Genomic DNA, 18,175 nt, shown 5'->3' with positions numbered 1-18,175 from the left:
CCTTAACATTTCCCTGCAAACAGTAAAATTGGAACTCATTTCAACGAATGAGTCCTGTTAATCGCAGAGCTCTTTTTTTATCTCTTTCGCTTTTTTTGATATGATAATAAGAACTGCAAAAAATGTTCGTTAAAATGGTTAATCCCTTAATATACCTGTAGTTAATCTAGAATTTTTTTCCTATTATTATTACAAAGCACAAGATAAAAGGAGCTACAAATGAATATTACTCACTTAAAATCCTTCTATGAGAATAAAGAATACAAGGCAGCTCTGGACATCGTCTTAGCTGAAATAAATGACATCATCCAAAAAGGAAAACTTTCATTCTTGAAACAAAAGCTGAATGCTTTGCCAGATGAAGATTCATTTCATGTAGTGATACGTGTGTTGGACCATGGACTGATGTATCACTATAGCAATCTGGTTGCACGGTTTGCCCATAAGAGGTTTGATTCAGTACAGACTTTAGCATGGATTGCTGACGATTTGATGGATCAAGGAAAATATTTGGAGGCAGCAAACGAGCTACAGAAAAAAATAGAAGAATCCGACATGGATGCCCTTTCAACAGATAAACAAGGAAGGGTCTATTTTGCACTAGTACGAGTTTTGATAGAGTTAAAGCAATATGAGGAAGCCCAAGAACAGTTGAGGAAAATTGAATCTATTTCTGACCAAAAAGTCATTGATAAATGGGGGTATTTCTATCTTCATAGTGGTGACCGAAAGAAAGCGGTGGAAGTTTTAAAGCAAGGACTCGATGATAAAAAGTTCGGACATATATGCTATTTATTATTGACTGATGCACTCGCTTCAGATGGTCACCATCAGTTGGCATTAGAGTTTTTGAATGATGGAGAAAGAAAATATCCTGAAGTGCCTAGTTTTCTACTTGAAAAGGTAAGAAGATATCGTGACCTTAGAAAATGGGATTCAATGATGGAAACCATTCAAATTATAGATTCTACTTTACCATTTCACATTTTTAAAAAGTATTTTACTAAGTTAACCGCCGACTATTTCTTTGAGACTGAACAATTTAGTGAATTAAACAATCACCTGGAACAGAACAAGTTTTTAAAAGATATTCCTTATAAACAGATAGATAAGGAAAAAGAAAAAAGGAAAGTTTCTATCATTCCTATCGTACAAAAAAGCAATTATTGCGTACCTGCAAGCCTTGAAATGATACTTGGTAAGCATGGTGCGAAAATGGGTCAGGATGAAATAGCTGAAAAAATCTTCGATGTGACTGGATCTAAGCTTTCTACGACCGTAGATTTTTGGGAATCCATTGGGTTCAAATGTCGTTTTTTCATTGCTTCTCTCGATAAAGTTAAAGAATTAATAAACCTAGATATTCCGATCCTACTTAGCGTGGATTTCGAGCAAATGTCACATGTTCAAGTGATCACTGGATTCGATGATCGGATTCAAAGTTTGTACATCCAGGATCCAAATATGCTTGAAACGATGATTGTAACGTATGAAGATTATGAACGGATTTATTTGAATACTTCTTATATGGCGATAACAGGTGTTTTAACGAATGAAGCTAAAAAACTATCAATTCTTTCAGAATCAGATGATCGCTATTTCAGGGAGCTCCATGACCTTGCTGAAAAAATCGATTTAGATGAGGAAGGATATTACAAAATTTTCTTCTCGTTTTTAGATCAGCATTTCGACATTCTATACACTCCCTTGTATGTAGTTAAACATTTGGCTCACGATGAATCAAAAGAGCTTTTTGATAAAAGCCGAGTTTTCCTAATGGGAAAATATCCTGAAGATGACAGCATCCGTTTGCATATTGCCCAAGGATTAAGCCGTTATGGAAAACTTGATGAAGCCATTGAGCTTCTTGAAAGTGTCAAAACAAAAACCAATAGTCCTATGTATCATTATTTAAAAGGGCGGATTGCTCTTGACCAAGATGATTATTATGAGGCAAAGAGTGAATTTGAAGCTTCATTAAAATTGGATAGTGACCAACATATAACTTGGAGCTATTTTGCTCTCGCTAATCTTTATAGTAAAGACCTTAAAAGTGCACTACTTGCCTCTGAAATGTCACTTAAACTCCATAGTGAGGAAATTTTCGGATTAATTAACCATGCTGTGATATTAATGGAAGCTGAGCAGTTTGAAGAAGCGAAGTCTATATTGATGGATTTGCTCGGTAAAGAAGGTGGAGATGAAGCATATCTTTGGTTCCAAATCGGTAAAACAGAAGAAGGTCTTCAAAGGTTGGAAGCTGCTGAAAAGGCTTATCTGAAATCGAAGGAATTAGATTCGAAACTGCCGTTTTCTTATTTAAACTTGGCTGATTTGTATGAGTTTGCCTGGAATGACCTAAAAAGAACCGAATCGATTTTAATTGAAGGTGTTCAAGCCTCACTAGAAGCGGATGAAATATACAACCGCCTTGGTCATTTTTATCGTGTTCATGAACAGTTAGAAAAGGCTTATGAAAGTTACCGAAGAGCAATAGAACTTTACCCGGAAGAAGTCTTTTTGTACTTGGGATTCGGGGATGCATTAAAGCAAGGTGGGAAGATAGACAAGGCAAAAGAAGTGCTACTAAATGCGGCGGGCAGGTTTGAAGGAAATAGTGAATTTTTTGTAAATGCAGGTAAGCTCCTATGGGAAATAGGTGAAGAGCAAACTGCAAATGAGAAAGAGAAAAATCTTGCCTTGCAAACGATGGAAAAAGGACTTCTCCTGATGCGGAGCAATTTTGAAGAAGCTCTGGAGATATACATTGATATAGTCATAAGACATGGCTATCTCGATAGGGGTATTCAAATCATTGAGGAACTCGTAGAAAAAAAACCCGCTTTTAAATATATTTTCTTAACCTATAAAGGGATTATCAAGGATGAAATGAATGATTTATCTTCAATAGAGCTATACAAAGAATCATTATCTCTACTAGAAGACCCGTTCACTTATTATCGATTAGGGGAAGTATATTACCGTATGGAAGAAATGGAACAAGCTAGAGAAGCATACCTTTCAAGTCTTGAACTGAACCCTTCTGAAGCAAGGGCACTACTACGACTAGCAGAGCTTCATGCAATGGAAGAAGATCATGAACAGGAATTGGAATATTTAAAACGTCTATTCAGTGTTGAACCTTCCATGTTAAATGTTGAGTATTTCCTATCTCTGTGTGAAAGAGAAGACATTGAAGCATTTATTTCTCAACTAGAAAAGATGAAAGGCAACTCGCCTGAGACTTGGAGGCTAGATAGCCTTGCTTATGCTTATGGATTTATTGGAGATGATGAAAAAGAGCTTAAATGGATTGAAAAGGGTTTATTAGTAGACTCACAAAATGAGGGCTTACTATGGCATAAAGTAAAATGGTTGACTGTACATGAATCGAATAAAGAAGCACGAGCGATTCTTTTACAATTGGCTTCTATGGATCCATCGAATGAAGAGTATTTTGAAAAGTTGACACAAATGGACTACTCCATGGGCAAATGGTTACTCCTGGGGGAAACACTGAAAAAACTGAACTTTGATAAAGAAATAGCTAGTGTTGCTTTCCTTTCTGTCGCTAAAAGTCTTCAACAATTGGTATTAGCGGATTTGGAAGATGAACAAGAACAGGGCCTTTTCAAAAGATTGTTCCAAAAGGTCACGAAAGGTACGAAACAAGTAGCTAAGCTTGGTGTAGTGATCGATTTATATGAAAAAGCCATTGGGTTTGATGCAAAGAATGTGGCTGCATATATGGAATTCGCAAACTTCTACGAGGAAACAAACCTTAACGAAGAAAGCATTAATCTTTTGGAAAAAGCGTTACAGCATTCTGATGATTATGAGGTAAGATACCGACTCGCTTATCAGCATTTCATATTCGCAGAAGAATCAAGCGATCCTGAGCAACACATGAATCGGGCAATAGAATTAATGAAAATGCTCTCTCAAGATTTCCCTCATGATGTTCGTGCTTTGTTATTTTATTCTGACCTTTTACTTAGAGGGAACCGAATCGAAGCAGCAGATAAATCGACCACAGCCCTGATCAGCCAGTTTGCTAATCATGGGGACGGATATGCGATGAGGGCAAGATATTTTTCAGCTAACGGGAAAGTTGATGAAAGTTTTAAAACCATAGAAGAGGGTCTTAAGGTAGATCCTGATAACACAGATCTTTACTTTGAATTAAGTAATCACTACTTTAGAAAAGGCGATGCAAAAAAAGCTCTTGAAATCAGTAGGCATATTCTAAGTTTGGATGAGGATTATTTAGCCGCTGAATATAATGTGGGCTGTGGGCTATGTCTCTTAGGACATTTTGATGAAGCGGTGAAAATCTTACAAGAAGTGTTTGAAAAAGATGAATCAGAATATTTCTGGAATATGGCTTTGGAAGATGACGATCTAAATCCTATTAAAAAAGAGCTATTCGATCAGTAATGATTAAGAAATAAAGGTTGTTTCCCAATCGTAAAACAATTGGGATTCAGCCTTTTTCAAATGTTTCAATGCAAATAAATATACAATTAACACTTGTAGCGTTTTAATAATAACAAGCAATATTAATTACTAAAGGAGGGTTTGGATGAAACAAAAATTATGGATTAATGGTGAAGGAATGGAGACGGATTCTTACTATCCATTACATTCGCCATATGATAATACTTTATTGGCAGAAGTGGCTATTGCAGATATGGGTAAGGTGGATGCTGCCATTTCATCTGCATGTGCTGCATCCAATGTATTAAGGGAAATGCCTGCTCACCAAAGGGCAAGCATTCTTGAAAAAGTGGTTGAATTATTGACGGAACAAAGGTTAGAGTGTGCCCAACTTATTTCTGCTGAAGCCTCTAAACCAATTAAGGCATCGTTAGGGGAAGTTGATCGAACCATAATGACATATAAGTTCGCAGCCAATGAAGCACGTACCATACACGGTGAAACCGTCCCCCTGGATGGTGCACCGGGGGGAGAAGGAAGAATGGCCTTCACTATTCGTGAACCACTCGGAGTGATTGGGGCGATTACACCTTTTAATTTCCCGATGAATTTGGTTGCTCATAAAGTAGGTCCTGCAATAGCTGCTGGTAATGCTGTTGTTTTAAAGCCGGCTAGTCAAACGCCACTGTCAGCTTATAAAATTGCGGATTTGTTCCATCAAGCTGGGTTGCCAGCTGGAGCTCTTAATGTCATTACAGGCAGTGGAAAAACGATTGGGGAGGGTCTAGTCAAAGACGATCGAATCAAAATGATTACTTTCACAGGCAGTCCTTCCGTGGGGAAGCAAATACGGGAAAAGGCTGGATTAAAAAAAGTGACTTTGGAACTTGGATCTAACTCGGCTGTAATTATCGATAAAAACACCGATCTTATAGAAATAGTCCCTAGGATCGTGACAGGATCATTCCTATACCAAGGGCAAGTTTGTATATCCGTTCAAAGAATTTATGTCCATGAAGAAATATTCCAGGATTTTTCAACCCTGTTTGTTAATGAAACAAAAAAATTAAAGGTTGGTCACCCATCGGAAGAAGGTACGGATATTTCTTCAATGATATCGAAGGACGATGTGTTACGTGCAAAATCCTGGATTGATGAAGCAGTTGAAAATGGAGCCACAATCCTTATTGGAGGAGAAATTGAAAGAAATGTGCTTTCCCCAACTGTTTTGGTTCAAGTTAAGGATTCTGACAAAGTCTCATGTGAAGAAATTTTCGCTCCTGTAGTATCGATTAATTCCATTTCTTCTATTGAAGAAGGAATCGAACGAGTAAATTCCTCTAAATATGGATTACAGGCTGGAATCTATACAAAGGACATACAAACTGCATTTAATGCTGCAAGAAAACTGGAAGTGGGTGGTGTCATGATAAATGATTTTCCCACATTCAGAGTAGACCAGATGCCCTATGGTGGAGTAAAGGAAAGCGGGACAGGTAGGGAAGGGATTCGTTACGCAGTAGGAGAAATGACCGAATTGAAGCTAATAAGCTTTAAAATATAAAGTAGTAGTTAAAAACTTATCTGAGTTTCAAAGGGGCTGACTCAAAAAATGAGGTCAGCCCTTACTTTTGTTCTCATCAACAGCCCTGCCGGAAAATCGGCATGATTAAAGATCAAATGCAATAAAGCATACCGAAGGGATTAAGGTTTCTATAACATTTCCTCAATATCAGTCCATGTTGCCAAAAAATAAGCACAAATATGACAAGATTTCGGCACTCCTTCATATACATTTAAAAATACTTCCAAGAAGGGGTGCATGTAGACTGGATAACTTATTTATTACTAAAGAAATCATGGAAGCCATTTTAAAAATCATTGATGAAGGAATCCATGTAGTTGATACAAGTGGAAAAACCATTTTCTATAATACGATTGCAGCAAACCATGATGGAATGAAGGTAAAGGAAGTCTTAGGAAAACACTTATTAGATGCATTTCCTTCTTTAACAAACGAGACGAGCACATTGTTAGATGTACTCACAAAAGGGAAGCCCATCATACAAAAAGGACAAACCTATGTTAATGTCCATGGGAAAACCATAGACACAATTAATAGTACATTACCTATTTATGTTGACGGAAAGCTTGTTGGTGCAGTAGAAGTAGCGAAAGATTATTCGAAATTAAGACAATTATCGGAGCGTCTCCTTGATTTAGAAAGGAAAATGATAAAAGAGTCTCCTATTAAAGCAGAACCATCAAATGGCGCAAAGCATACGTTTGAAAATCTCATCACGGAAGATATTAAATTTTTATCTCAGATTGAAAAGGCAAACAAGCTATCTAAATCCTCCTCTACCGTACTGGTCTATGGAGAAAGTGGAAGCGGGAAAGAACTTTTCGTACAAGGACTCCATAATGCTTCAATCAGGAGAACAATGCCCTTTATTGCACAAAACTGTGCTGCACTTCCTGATACCTTGCTCGAAAGTATTTTGTTTGGCACTGCAAAAGGTAGTTATACTGGAGCCATTGACCGACCAGGCCTCTTCGAATTAGCCAATGGAGGAACACTATTTTTAGACGAAGTCCAATCCTTGCCGATCGAGTTACAGGCAAAACTTCTCCGTGTATTAGAAGATGGGCTCATCAGAAGGGTTGGTGGAACAAAAAGCATATCTGTAAATGTGAGAATCATGGCTGCGATGAATGTACATCCAGAAGAAGCCATGAGAAAAAATCTGATACGAGAAGATTTATATTACAGATTGAACGTATTACCTTTTCATTTACCTCCTTTACGAAAAAGGAAATCCGATATTCCCCTTTTGACCAAGTTTTTCATAGAAAAATATAATCAGGTTTTACAAACTTCAATAAATGGTGTTTCGAAAGAAGTTGAAGCATTTTTCTATTCCTATCATTGGCCAGGGAATGTAAGGGAACTTAAACATACCATTGAATTCATGATGAATTGCTCAGAAGAGAAGGTTCTAATGATGAGGGATTTACCAGATTCATTAAAAGCCTCATTTGGCAGTAAAACAAACAATCCTCCTGTACAGCCTTTACGTGAAGCTTTAAAAGAAACAGAACAAACATTGATCTACAATGCGATGCTCACCACGAATGGTAATATCCTTCAAGCAGCTAGTCTATTGGGAATTCCGCGTCAAACGCTACAATATAAATTATCGAAGCTAGATGGCGTGTATAAGAATTCACTCAAGAATATTCCTAAATAAATTTTATCCAAAGTATGCAATTTTTCATAATGTAAAATAGTCGATTTTTTAAAAATTGGCACGCTAATTGCATGTTAAAGATAAAAAGAAATTGGGAGGTTTTTATGAGACACGATTTATATAAACCTAGTCGCCATTGGAAAGATATTGAACTTTGGAAGGATGTAACTGAAGAACAATGGAATGATTGGTTATGGCAGCTGACCAACACTGTTCGTACTTTAGACGATTTAAAAAAGGTCATAAATTTAACACCGGAAGAAGAAGAGGGAGTAAAGATATCCACTAAGACCATTCCTCTTAATATCACTCCATATTATGCGTCTTTGATGAACCCAGACGACCCTAGATGTCCGATTAGAATGCAGTCTGTCCCGATTGGAAAAGAAATTTATAAAACGAAATATGATCTCGAAGACCCGCTTCACGAAGATGAAGATTCGCCGGTGCCAGGTCTTACCCACCGTTATCCCGATCGTGTTTTGTTCCTGGTGACAAACCAATGCTCCATGTATTGTCGCTATTGTACAAGAAGAAGATTCTCTGGCCAAATTGGCATGGGAGTCCCTAAAAAGCAGTTGGACGCAGCAATTGGCTACATTAGAAATACTCCTGAAGTAAGAGATGTTTTGATTTCAGGAGGAGATGGCTTACTAATCAATGACACTATAGTAGAATATATTCTTAAAAGTTTACGTGAAATTCCACATGTTGAAATCATCCGGATCGGAACGAGAGCACCTGTTGTGTTCCCACAAAGAATCACAGATAAACTATGCGATATCCTGAAAAAGTATCATCCGGTATGGTTGAATACACACTTTAATACATCCATGGAAATCACTGAAGAATCTAAACGTGCTTGTGAAATGCTTGCGAATGCTGGGGTTCCGGTTGGCAATCAGTCTGTAATCCTTGCTGGAATTAACGATAGTGTCGCAATCATGAAAAAATTGATGCATGATTTAGTTAAAATTCGTGTTCGTCCATATTACATTTACCAATGTGACCTTTCTGAAGGAATTAGCCATTTCAGAGCTCCAATTTCGAAGGGAATCGAAATTATAGAAGGATTACGCGGCCACACTTCAGGGTATGCTGTCCCGACGTTTGTCGTAGATGCACCTGGTGGTGGAGGGAAAATTTCTTTACAGCCAAATTATATCCTCTCCCAATCACCTACAAAGACCGTATTAAGGAATTTTGAAGGCGTCATCACTACCTATCCTGAACCAGAAAGTTATTCTCCTGGCCAAGCGGAAGATTATTTCAAAACCATTTACCCTGAATATGAATCTAAAAAGTCAATGGCTGGTGTATCTGGAATCATGAACGATGCTACGTTTAATTTAATTCCTGAAGGGTTAAAACGTCTTTCCAAACGACAGGAATATAATAAGAATCCAGAGCATGCCTCACTGAAAGATAAACGTGAAAAAAGAGATGAATTAAAAGAGAAGAAATTCTTTACTGAACAACAAAAGATGGCACAAAAAGAACTTGCCCCATCTAAAGAGGAGGCCACTAATGACTGAACGATGTGAATGGTGTGATGAAGAAGAAATTCAAGTAACCACGTCCAGCGTATATTGGGAGTTACCGGATGGTTCCAGGGCAATTGAAATCAAAGATACCCCTACCATAAAATGCTCTAATTGTGATGCGGAGTACCAACAAGAGTCCATTGTTAAAGGAATCGAAAACCAACTATATTTAGTCGATCGGAAAAAAATAAATTCCCCGATAAATTATAAAGACTTAATGGAAATGGAACGATTACTGAAAAAGAATTATTTCGATTTTTCTTCATGATCTTTTGTTAAGGGTTAAAATTTTCCCATTCCCATAAATAAAAAAACGTCGAATGCACAAAATAAATTCGTATCGTAATTAAGGGAGGGATAAGGATGACGAACCGTAACAACAATCGTGAACGTGAAAACAAATACCCTAACAACCAGAACAATGATACAGAATTTTCTAAAGACGTGAACATCCGCAGTGAAATAACAAAAAACGATTTAAAAAAGAAACGATAATACGGTTTTGGAATCACTACTAGAGAGCTTGCAAATATTTGCAGGCTCTCTTTTGATTGTTCCGAGGGCGCTTTCCGCTTTTCATCTTTCACAAATTGTTCATCCTTACTTTGATATTCTATATACCCCTTCATGTATGATGATAGTATAAAAATGACAGTGTGAAGGGGAGTACACCATGTATTTGGCATTTACAATAATGTTGATAGCGGCGATGTTTGTCCTATTTTTATGCGGATATTATGTAGGGGTGATAAAGGAGAAATTCGGAAAAAATTGGCTGCATGCAGTACCAATTACTATCGCGATCCTTATGTTCAATATTATTTGGGCCCTTCTTGAAATGGGGAAGTCAGGTAGATGGGGCTAATCTTTCAAATCAGTAGACTCCATATTCTAAATTCGTTATAGTAGATTTCAAACGAATTAGTCAGTAAGGAGTTTTAGCATGAAAACATTTTACCAGTTTTTAATGACATATAGGCAGCCAAAAGCAAAAGATGACATAACAAAATTTGCGAATGAAGCATACGAAGATCATGGATTTCCAAAGCAATCAAAAGATTATGACGAAATCAGTAGGTATTTAGAAATGTACGGAGAATATCTGCCTTCTATGGCGATTTTTGATGAAGCTTGGGACAAATATAAACAAATTACAATTGTATAAACCAATTGAAACGACCGAAACTACCCAGATTCGGTTTTTCTTGTTGTGAAAATAAGGAGCCCTTTTTTAGAACTCTGTTTTGTTCAATAATTGATAAATCGCTATTCTTATCAATCATAGGTCGTCACACTTCCGCTTTTCTTTAATAACGTCCGGTTTGTTTTTTGCATATAATATCGTACCTAACTACTAGAGTTGAGTCGAGAGGATGTCTTCTATGGCGAAGAAGAAAAAACCTAAATTCAATAAGGGTGATACTGTAGTCATCATTATGTATGGTACTGTTGGCAATATTACAGATGTACAATTCATTGACGGGGCATATGTATATGAAGTCAATCATAGTGAAGGCCTATACATGGAGTCGACCTTGCAGCATATTAGCGAATTTGAAGGAGAAATCCTTCATGAATCAGAGAAAATAGATATCGAATATAAGTTTTTCTTTGGTGATTTAGTTTCAGTAGATGGGTATGGGCAAGATTATTTTAAGGTTGTCGGATTTAGAACCGAAATTTGGAGATACAAGGAAAACGCTTGGGAGGATGTAATATATGAACTCTCAAGAATTTCTGATGGAGAATGGTTGGAAGCCCACGAAGAGGAACTAACACTTGTTGCAGATGCAGAAAGCGCAGATACATTCATTCAAAAATTAGGTTTACTATTCCCAATAAACAAAAACACGGGAAAAAAAGAGATAAATCCTACTTCTACCTTTAATACTAGGAAAGCTGAAAAAGAACAATTGCAGGAAAGATACGAAAAAAAGCAAATGATTGATGGTTTGCTTGATTTATATAATGATTACCTATTTTTATATGAAACATTTGGTGATGAAGAATACAAAAAAGTAAAGGGACTAGTATTAAACAAAATAAAAAAACTTTCCTCCGAACTATATAAAACTCCGAAAAACTCTTCATCCAAATGAAGTAATCCCATCACAATTTCTAATAACGGAATAAAGGGTTTCCTATGCTCATACAACTTAAGTAAAGGGGGCGATCAAGTTTGCGTGAAATCGAAGTTTTTATCGACACGGAAGAAATTGCTGAGTTCTTTTTTCAAGAACTAACAAGGCGTGGATACGTTCCAACAGAGGAAGAATTAGAAGAAATTGCAGACATCACCTTTGAATATTTGATCGAGAAATGCATCATAGATGAAGAAATTGAGGAGTAATGAACTCGAGTATGCCCTACCATCTTGAAAATAGCGACGGTTTAGCCGTCGTTTTTCATGTGGAACTGTAAAGAATTTTATTACATAATGAAACCTTTTCGTTCATGAGGCGTATTAAATGTATGGAAAGTAATTGAGATGAAAAGGAGAGGTTTCCTTTGTTAAAACAATTGATCAAAACACTTTTGGGAATGAAGCATCACGGTAAATATTCGAGTAGCAATTTTAAACATGGGTATTCTAATAAGCATTCTCAATATGGATACAAACATTATAAGAAAAAACATAAAAAGAGTATTTTTAAGAGTTCCCATAGCTTTTTCAGTAGCTAATGAGATTCATTTTTAGTGAGAATAGTGCAGACCAGTTATTCGCCAATTATTTTTCTAACCATGAAAAATGGGAATATCAAACTGAGCTCGCTTTAGGTGGTTATGGAAAAACTTATTTATTATTAAATAAATGTGATAAAAAGTCTTATGTTCTGAAACGACTTCGAAAAAAAAGAGCAAAATCAAAGGAAGCAAAGGCTTTTTTTGAAGTTGAGAAATCGATTCTTCAAGAGTTGAGCCATCCTTCTATACCAAAAATCGTTGAATCAGGTCACATCAATCAATTTCCTTTTTACATTATGGAAAAAGTAGAAGGAAAAACGTTCGATGATTTGATTTTTCAAGAAGGAAAATCATATACCTTTTTAGAATCGCTTCATATTGTGAGGGAATTGTTAGAAATCGTTCAGTATCTTCATAATAAAAATATCATCCATAGAGACTTAAGAATCCCTAACATCTTGACGGACGGTAATCAATTATTCGTCATTGATTTTGGATTGGCAACAAAACCAGTGATTACCACAAGCATAATTACTGAAAATCCGAAGAAAGAAGCATCATATGTAAGTGATTTATGGGGCATAGGGCATTTTTTTCTGTTCCTTTTATATTCATCGTATGAACCTTCTCTTCAAAAGGAAAAAAGCTGGCATGAAGAATTGCCAATCTCGGACGATGCAATAACCTTCATTAAAAAGCTATTAATGGTAGAACCTGCTTTTGAATCGACAGAAACAGCAATATCTTATGTAGATACAAAATTATTAGGAGGAAATATTCATGTCAATGTTTAACAAATTTTTAGCCACTATGGGTATTGGAAATGCAAAGGTCGATACTAGATTAGAAAAGGACACATTCCTTCCAGGAGAAAAGGTCCAAGGACATGTTGAGATTGTCGGAGGTAATGTTGATCAATCAATTGATGAAATCTACCTCACATTGAATACTACATACATTAAAGAGCATGATGATAAAAAATATACACAAACTGCTACCATTGAACGAGTGCGAATTAATGAACCATTTACGATCGGAGCAAATGAGAAAAAGGTTTTTCCTTTTAGCTTTAATCTTCCTATGGATACTCCATTAACATACGGTTCGACAAAGGTATGGGTAGCAACAGGATTAGACATCAAAAATGCTGTAGACCCTAAAGATGCTGATTATATTAAAGTTCAACCAAATGAGCTCATTCACTCATTATTCCTAGCATTGACTGACCTTGGCTTCAAACTCCGTAACAGTGATTGTGAGGCTGCACCAGCAAAGTTTCGTGGAAGGCAGCCGTATATTCAAGAATTCGAATTCGTTCCATACAGCGGGGCATACCGTGGGAAACTAGATGAATTAGAACTTGTATACTTCCAAAACAACCTTGACTCGGCAGATGTTTATTTTGAAATCGATCGACGTGCAAGAGGTTTAGCTGGATTATTTGCTGAAGCTTTGGAAATGGATGAAACGCGTGTCGCTACAACCATTACAAAAAATGACATTCCTAACTTAGCATCCAAAATCAATACATTAATTTCGAAATATGCATAAGAACATCTATAAAATGAAACCTGCTGAGTAAATCGGCAGGTTTTTTGTAGGTGTGAAATTTTTAAAAATTGAATAATCCCGTAGAAGGGTAGGAGTAAAAGATCATTTTGTGTTTTTTTTATGACTCGACAAAAATAGTGTTGTTCCGATAAAGGATTCGACAAGCGCTTTCCCTAATTTTATCTATAGTTATTCTGGATAGAAGGCGGGGAACCCAAAGTGCTTAAAGGACTTGTAAAACGAAAGACATTGGAAACGGACTGTTTCTTCGACATAACGATCTTTCAGACGAATGCATATGGGCAAAAACGAGGCTATCAACAGGTGTACCGTTTAAATGTGGAAGCTGATTCTCATACAGAGGCAATTGAAGCAGTGTTTGGGAAATTCAATGTTGCTGACCGAATACCAAAGGATTATCAAGCACGATACATAACCACTGGGGACATTGTATTAATTGATGAAGGCATAAAAGGAAAAACTTATTATAAGTTATGCATTGGCGGATGGAAAATCATACATAGATTACATGTGTGTTAATCTGACTAACAAAACAAAAATAATAACCCCGAACCGCTTTAATACGGTTCGGGGTCTTCTTTTATGCTATGTTATCGAACTTCTTGATTATGTCCAGGTCCGTTTTTACGACCTTTTGCAGAGTATTCTTTACCATGAGCCTCTTGTTCAGCAATGATGGCCTCAGCAGGTATATGATTGTTCTTTTTTGGTGAGTTAACCCGATTGCGGTGTTTTTTTCCCATAGTTATACCTCCTTAGATTTGGTTCTTCTTTAGTATGGATTCGTTTTATAGGAATATTACATTGCCTTTCGAAAAACAATAATTGGAGTGGAGAATAATTATCTGTTTTTCCGTGAATTGAATGTGGTATAGTATTGTATTGTAGCTCTCATGATAAAAAGGAGGAAATAAAAATGAGTGTACATATTGGAGCAAAACCTGGTGATATCGCTGAAACAGTTCTTTTACCTGGAGATCCTCTCCGAGCTAAATATATTGCAGAAACATTTTTAGAAGAACCTAAATTATATAATGAAGTACGCAACATGTTTGGTTACACCGGTACGTATAAAGGAAAGAAAGTCTCAGTACAAGGGACTGGAATGGGAGTACCAAGCATTTCAATCTATATTAATGAATTAATTAGCAGCTACGATGTGAAAAAATTGATTCGTGTTGGTACATGTGGAGCAATCCAAAAGGATGTAAATGTAAGGGATGTAATACTTGCAATGACATCTTCCACTGATAGCCAAATCAACAGATTAACTTTTGGTGGTGTTGATTATGCGCCAACTGCTGATTTTGATTTGCTGAAAAAAGCATATGATGCTGGAGTGGCAAAAGGTCTTAACCTGAAGGTAGGTAGTGTTTTCACTGCAGATTCCTTCTATAATGACAATGCAGATTTCGAAAAATGGGCGAAATATAAAATTTTGGCAGTAGAAATGGAAACTAGTGCACTTTATACGATTGCAGCTAAATTCGATGTGCAAGCTCTTTCCGTGTTGACTGTTAGCGATCACATTCTTACAGGTGAAGAAACTTCAGCTGAAGAAAGACAAATGACTTTCAACGAAATGATTGAAGTCGCACTTGAAGCTGCGATTCAAGACTAGTAATATAAAAAATCCGTTATTTTCTGCGCTTGTAACGCTGGAATAACGGATTTTTTTGGATGGATATGAGTATAGTACCATTCAGTAAATATTATGTTACTATTTAAGCGATAAGTGATAAAATGGGGAAGTGTATTTTTCATAACGAAGGGTGATGCCAACATGAAATTAGTAAGGTTACTCATCGTTCTTCTTGTAGTAACAAGCTTGAGCGGATGCCAATTGTATAATTATTATGTAAATAAAGATTCGGAAAAAAAAATGATAGTTAAAAATGATGGACAAGTTCAAGTACCGCAAGAGCAAGATGACAAAACAAGTGAAACAGAAGACGATGAAACAACAGTTCAACCAGAAGAAGAAGTCTTAACATTACCCGAAGAATATTTCAATGATACGACAGTCGTAGATGGCAAAATGGTGATCAATAATCCTGAAAACATTGTGGCTCTTGTTAACAAAGAGTATTCATTGACAGAAAACTACATTCCAACTGATTTAGTGAAACCTAATGTCCCATTTTCTTTCGGAGAAGAAAAATTGGAGAAATCATTAATGAGAGAGGAAGCAGCACAGGCTTTAGAAGCACTCTTTCTAGGGGCAAAAGTCAATGGTATAGAGTTGTTCGCGGTATCTGGATACCGTTCATACGAGAGACAAGCTATCATATTAGATAATGAAATCTCAAAAGTAGGCGAAGCAAAAGCAATTGAAGCTGTAGCTTTCCCAGGTCAAAGTGAACATCAGACTGGACTGGCCATGGACATTTCCAGTAAGTCGGTAAACCTAGAATTGACACAGGACTTTAAAAATGTCGCTGAAGGCAATTGGCTTGCCAATAACGCACATTTATATGGATTTATTCTACGTTATCCGGAAGGGAAAGAAACGGTGACTCGATATAAGTTTGAACCATGGCACTTCCGATATGTAGGACAAGATGTGGCAAAGGTCATTTATGAAAAGAAACTCACATTAGAAGAGTACTTCAAATTGGTCAAGCAGGTATAAAATACTTTCCTATATTCGAAATTTGTTTAATAATGATATAAAGAGCATGGCACTTATGAAAGTGGTGGAATTATGGAAGAAAATCAAACCGTGGAAGAACAGAAACAAAGTAACAAGTATATGAGAATTAAGAAGTTCCATTTTGTTATGGGGATTTTTCTTATTATCTTCCTAACAGCGGGAATCACAACCTTTGCCCTCATGTTTGGCGAAGATGGGGAAAAACCAATCCAGCAAGTGATTAACCAGCGAAATGAATTTAGTAAGCTATATTCGGCTTACGACACAATTAAAAAAGATTACTACACAGACATAGATGATGCGAAATTAATCAGCGGAGCCATTACAGGAATGCTTCAATCTCTGGAAGACCCATATTCAGTTTATATGGATGTAGAGGAAGCTCAAGGGTTCCATGAAAAAATCTCTTCATCTTTTGAAGGGATTGGTGCTGAAATCCAAACCCAAGATTCAAAAATAATGATAGTTGCGCCAATCAAAGGTTCTCCTGCTGAGAAGGCTGGATTGAAACCTTATGATTACATTTTAAGCGTAAACGGTAAAAGCCTAGAAGGCATGTCCACAACTGAAGCTGTGACTCTAATTAGAGGGAAAAAAGGGACTAAGGTACAGTTAATGGTTCAACGTGGGGAAAATTCAGAACCGATGCAAGTTGAAATTGTACGTGATACGATCCCGCTTGAGACTGTCTATTCAAAGATGGATGAAAACAAAATTGCAACCATCCAAATCACAAGTTTTTCTGAACATACTTACGAAGAACTACTAAAGGCAGTAAACGATTTGGAAAGTAAAGGCATGAAAGGTCTAGTCCTTGATTTAAGACAAAATCCAGGAGGCATTTTAAACCAAGCATTAGAAATCTCTGACTTGTTCGTTCCAGAAGGAAAACAAATCCTTTCAGTTGAGTACCGTAATGGTGAAAAAGAAGTATACAAAGCTAAAGGCGGAAAGAAAATAAAAGTTCCAGTCGCAGTGTTAATCGACAATGGAAGTGCAAGTGCCTCAGAAATAGTTGCCGGTGCATTGAAAGAAGCTGCTGGAATTCCATTAGTTGGCGAAAAGACATTCGGTAAAGGAACAGTCCAAACCGCAATCGATTTAGATGATGGTTCAAACATAAAATATACAACTGCAAAATGGCTGACTCCAAACGAAAACTGGATTCACAAAAAGGGTATTGAGCCGGATGTGAAAGTTGCACTTCCATCTTACGCCAACCTACCATATATCTCGCCTGAAAAAGAACTTACAGTCACTTCCACAGGTACAGAAGTAAAAGCTATTGAAGAAATGCTGACTGCAGTTGGCTATAAACCAGGAAAAGTTGACGGCTACTTTGACGAAGCTACACAAAAGGCTGTTACAGATTTCCAAAAAGCCAACAAAATAGAAGCAACAGGCAAAGTAAGTGGAGACACAACGATGATCCTCATGAGCAAAATCCGAGAAAAAATCATCTCCAACGATACACAATTACAAAAAGCAATTGAGACAGTGAAAAAATAAAAAAACGGCCATATGGCCGTTTTTTTATTGGGTTTGGGTGTTTTGTGGCGGAAAGTGAATGATAAACCGGATAAGTGAAGGGTAAATGGAAAAATGAATGGGTAAGTCACGTTTTAAAAGGATATCCGGTTCAAAAAGTGGGGAAAAATTAGATTTTGTCCAAAAGCGAAGGGTAAATTTTGAAAAGTGAAGGGTTAAAGGACAGAAAGTGAAGGGGATCGGGGCTGAAGTGCATGATAAAAGGCAGAGAGTGAAGGATAAGGAGGAGATCAAATAATAAGGGAATCATAGGGTCATTCATCAGTTTGAAAGTGAATGATAAATCGGATAAGTGAAGGATATATGGAAAAAAGTATGGGTATGTCACTTTATTAAAGGATATCCGGTTCAATAAGTGGGAAAAAATTAGATTTTGCCCAAAAGCGAAGGGTAAATTTTGAAAAGTGAAGGGTTAAAGGACAGAAAGTGAAGGGTATCGGGGCTGAAGTGCATGATAAAAGGCAGAGAGTGAAGGATAAATTGGA

At 36.7% G+C, this 18,175-nt stretch carries 17 protein-coding genes; 16 read left to right on the top strand and 1 reads right to left on the bottom strand.

Annotated elements, in window-relative coordinates:
• Nucleotides 1-219 precede the first annotated feature (219 nt).
• From G3O09_RS07580 to G3O09_RS07525, 13 genes are all read left to right on the top strand, one after another.
• Nucleotides 220-4,437, top strand: a complete 4,218-nt coding sequence (locus tag G3O09_RS07580) for a tetratricopeptide repeat protein (protein ID WP_163100900.1) — start codon at nt 220-222, stop codon at nt 4,435-4,437.
• A 145-nt stretch (nt 4,438-4,582) separates the two neighbouring features.
• Nucleotides 4,583-6,001, top strand: coding sequence for an aldehyde dehydrogenase family protein (locus G3O09_RS07575; protein ID WP_163100899.1), 1,419 nt, complete (start codon nt 4,583-4,585; stop codon nt 5,999-6,001).
• Nucleotides 6,002-6,296: 295 nt separating this feature from the next.
• Nucleotides 6,297-7,688, top strand: coding sequence for a sigma-54 interaction domain-containing protein (locus G3O09_RS07570; RefSeq protein ID WP_275898305.1), 1,392 nt, complete (start codon nt 6,297-6,299; stop codon nt 7,686-7,688).
• A gap of 104 nt (nt 7,689-7,792) precedes the next feature.
• Nucleotides 7,793-9,223: a lysine 2,3-aminomutase gene (gene kamA / locus G3O09_RS07565; RefSeq protein WP_163100897.1), complete on the top strand. Its 1,431-nt coding sequence runs from the start codon at nt 7,793-7,795 to the stop codon at nt 9,221-9,223.
• Complete coding sequence (locus G3O09_RS07560) at nt 9,216-9,500, top strand: YokU family protein (protein WP_163100896.1); 285 nt, start codon at nt 9,216-9,218, stop codon at nt 9,498-9,500. The genes kamA and G3O09_RS07560 overlap by 8 nt, the downstream gene beginning before the upstream one ends.
• 95 nt (nt 9,501-9,595) lie before the next feature.
• Nucleotides 9,596-9,727 (top strand): hypothetical protein, encoded by a 132-nt coding sequence (locus G3O09_RS22740; RefSeq protein WP_275898304.1) that lies wholly within the window; start codon nt 9,596-9,598, stop codon nt 9,725-9,727.
• 178 nt (nt 9,728-9,905) lie between these two features.
• Complete coding sequence (locus G3O09_RS07555) at nt 9,906-10,097, top strand: hypothetical protein (RefSeq protein WP_163100895.1); 192 nt, start codon at nt 9,906-9,908, stop codon at nt 10,095-10,097.
• Nucleotides 10,098-10,175: 78 nt separating this feature from the next.
• Nucleotides 10,176-10,397: a YozE family protein gene (locus G3O09_RS07550; protein WP_163100894.1), complete on the top strand. Its 222-nt coding sequence runs from the start codon at nt 10,176-10,178 to the stop codon at nt 10,395-10,397.
• Nucleotides 10,398-10,614: 217 nt separating this feature from the next.
• Nucleotides 10,615-11,331: a hypothetical protein gene (locus G3O09_RS07545; RefSeq protein ID WP_163100893.1), complete on the top strand. Its 717-nt coding sequence runs from the start codon at nt 10,615-10,617 to the stop codon at nt 11,329-11,331.
• Nucleotides 11,332-11,411: 80 nt separating this feature from the next.
• Complete coding sequence (locus tag G3O09_RS07540) at nt 11,412-11,582, top strand: YozD family protein (protein WP_163100892.1); 171 nt, start codon at nt 11,412-11,414, stop codon at nt 11,580-11,582.
• Between the two features lie 331 nt (nt 11,583-11,913).
• Entirely contained in the window at nt 11,914-12,711 is a 798-nt protein-coding gene (locus G3O09_RS07535) for a protein kinase domain-containing protein (RefSeq protein WP_163100891.1), read from the top strand.
• Nucleotides 12,698-13,468, top strand: coding sequence for a sporulation protein (locus G3O09_RS07530; RefSeq protein ID WP_163100890.1), 771 nt, complete (start codon nt 12,698-12,700; stop codon nt 13,466-13,468). The genes G3O09_RS07535 and G3O09_RS07530 overlap by 14 nt, the downstream gene beginning before the upstream one ends.
• Before the next feature lie 219 nt (nt 13,469-13,687).
• Nucleotides 13,688-14,008 (top strand): YodL domain-containing protein, encoded by a 321-nt coding sequence (locus tag G3O09_RS07525; protein ID WP_240338373.1) that lies wholly within the window; start codon nt 13,688-13,690, stop codon nt 14,006-14,008.
• 71 nt (nt 14,009-14,079) lie between these two features.
• Here the strand turns inward: G3O09_RS07525 and G3O09_RS22175 are convergent, their stop codons facing one another.
• Nucleotides 14,080-14,232 carry a hypothetical protein gene (locus tag G3O09_RS22175; protein WP_205439632.1) on the bottom strand — a complete coding sequence of 51 codons (153 nt, stop codon included), beginning with the start codon at nt 14,230-14,232 and terminating at the stop codon, nt 14,080-14,082.
• 173 nt (nt 14,233-14,405) lie between these two features.
• On the opposite strand from G3O09_RS22175, the gene deoD reads away from it, so the two are divergent.
• From deoD to G3O09_RS07510, 3 genes are all read left to right on the top strand, one after another.
• Entirely contained in the window at nt 14,406-15,110 is a 705-nt protein-coding gene (gene deoD, locus G3O09_RS07520; RefSeq protein ID WP_163100889.1) for a purine-nucleoside phosphorylase, read from the top strand.
• 162 nt (nt 15,111-15,272) lie between these two features.
• Nucleotides 15,273-16,121: a M15 family metallopeptidase gene (locus tag G3O09_RS07515; RefSeq protein WP_163100888.1), complete on the top strand. Its 849-nt coding sequence runs from the start codon at nt 15,273-15,275 to the stop codon at nt 16,119-16,121.
• Between the two features lie 72 nt (nt 16,122-16,193).
• Nucleotides 16,194-17,651, top strand: a complete 1,458-nt coding sequence (locus G3O09_RS07510; protein WP_163100887.1) for a lmo1851 family serine protease — start codon at nt 16,194-16,196, stop codon at nt 17,649-17,651.
• The last annotated feature ends 524 nt before the right edge of the window (nt 17,652-18,175 follow it).

Source organism: Peribacillus alkalitolerans (assembly GCF_010882125.1).
Taxonomy (GTDB): Bacteria; Bacillota; Bacilli; order Bacillales; family DSM-1321; genus Bacillus_BN; species Bacillus_BN alkalitolerans.
Note: the sequence above shows the minus strand (reverse complement) of the source record. Positions and strands in the feature narration are given on the sequence as shown.

Excerpts from the sequence above, each read along its gene's own strand:
- G3O09_RS07580 (WP_163100900.1), top strand. The coding sequence starts at position 220 with ATGAATATTACTCACTTAAAATCCTTCTATGAGAATAAAGAATACAAG.
- G3O09_RS07575 (WP_163100899.1), top strand. The coding sequence starts at position 4,583 with ATGAAACAAAAATTATGGATTAATGGTGAAGGAATGGAGACGGATTCT.
- G3O09_RS07570 (WP_275898305.1), top strand. The coding sequence starts at position 6,297 with ATGGAAGCCATTTTAAAAATCATTGATGAAGGAATCCATGTAGTTGAT.
- kamA (WP_163100897.1), top strand. The coding sequence starts at position 7,793 with ATGAGACACGATTTATATAAACCTAGTCGCCATTGGAAAGATATTGAA.
- G3O09_RS07560 (WP_163100896.1), top strand. The coding sequence starts at position 9,216 with ATGACTGAACGATGTGAATGGTGTGATGAAGAAGAAATTCAAGTAACC.
- G3O09_RS22740 (WP_275898304.1), top strand. The coding sequence starts at position 9,596 with ATGACGAACCGTAACAACAATCGTGAACGTGAAAACAAATACCCTAAC.
- G3O09_RS07555 (WP_163100895.1), top strand. The coding sequence starts at position 9,906 with ATGTATTTGGCATTTACAATAATGTTGATAGCGGCGATGTTTGTCCTA.
- G3O09_RS07550 (WP_163100894.1), top strand. The coding sequence starts at position 10,176 with ATGAAAACATTTTACCAGTTTTTAATGACATATAGGCAGCCAAAAGCA.
- G3O09_RS07545 (WP_163100893.1), top strand. The coding sequence starts at position 10,615 with ATGGCGAAGAAGAAAAAACCTAAATTCAATAAGGGTGATACTGTAGTC.
- G3O09_RS07535 (WP_163100891.1), top strand. The coding sequence starts at position 11,914 with ATGAGATTCATTTTTAGTGAGAATAGTGCAGACCAGTTATTCGCCAAT.
- G3O09_RS07530 (WP_163100890.1), top strand. The coding sequence starts at position 12,698 with ATGTCAATGTTTAACAAATTTTTAGCCACTATGGGTATTGGAAATGCA.
- G3O09_RS22175 (WP_205439632.1), bottom strand. The coding sequence starts at position 14,232 with ATGGGAAAAAAACACCGCAATCGGGTTAACTCACCAAAAAAGAACAAT.
- deoD (WP_163100889.1), top strand. The coding sequence starts at position 14,406 with ATGAGTGTACATATTGGAGCAAAACCTGGTGATATCGCTGAAACAGTT.
- G3O09_RS07515 (WP_163100888.1), top strand. The coding sequence starts at position 15,273 with ATGAAATTAGTAAGGTTACTCATCGTTCTTCTTGTAGTAACAAGCTTG.
- G3O09_RS07510 (WP_163100887.1), top strand. The coding sequence starts at position 16,194 with ATGGAAGAAAATCAAACCGTGGAAGAACAGAAACAAAGTAACAAGTAT.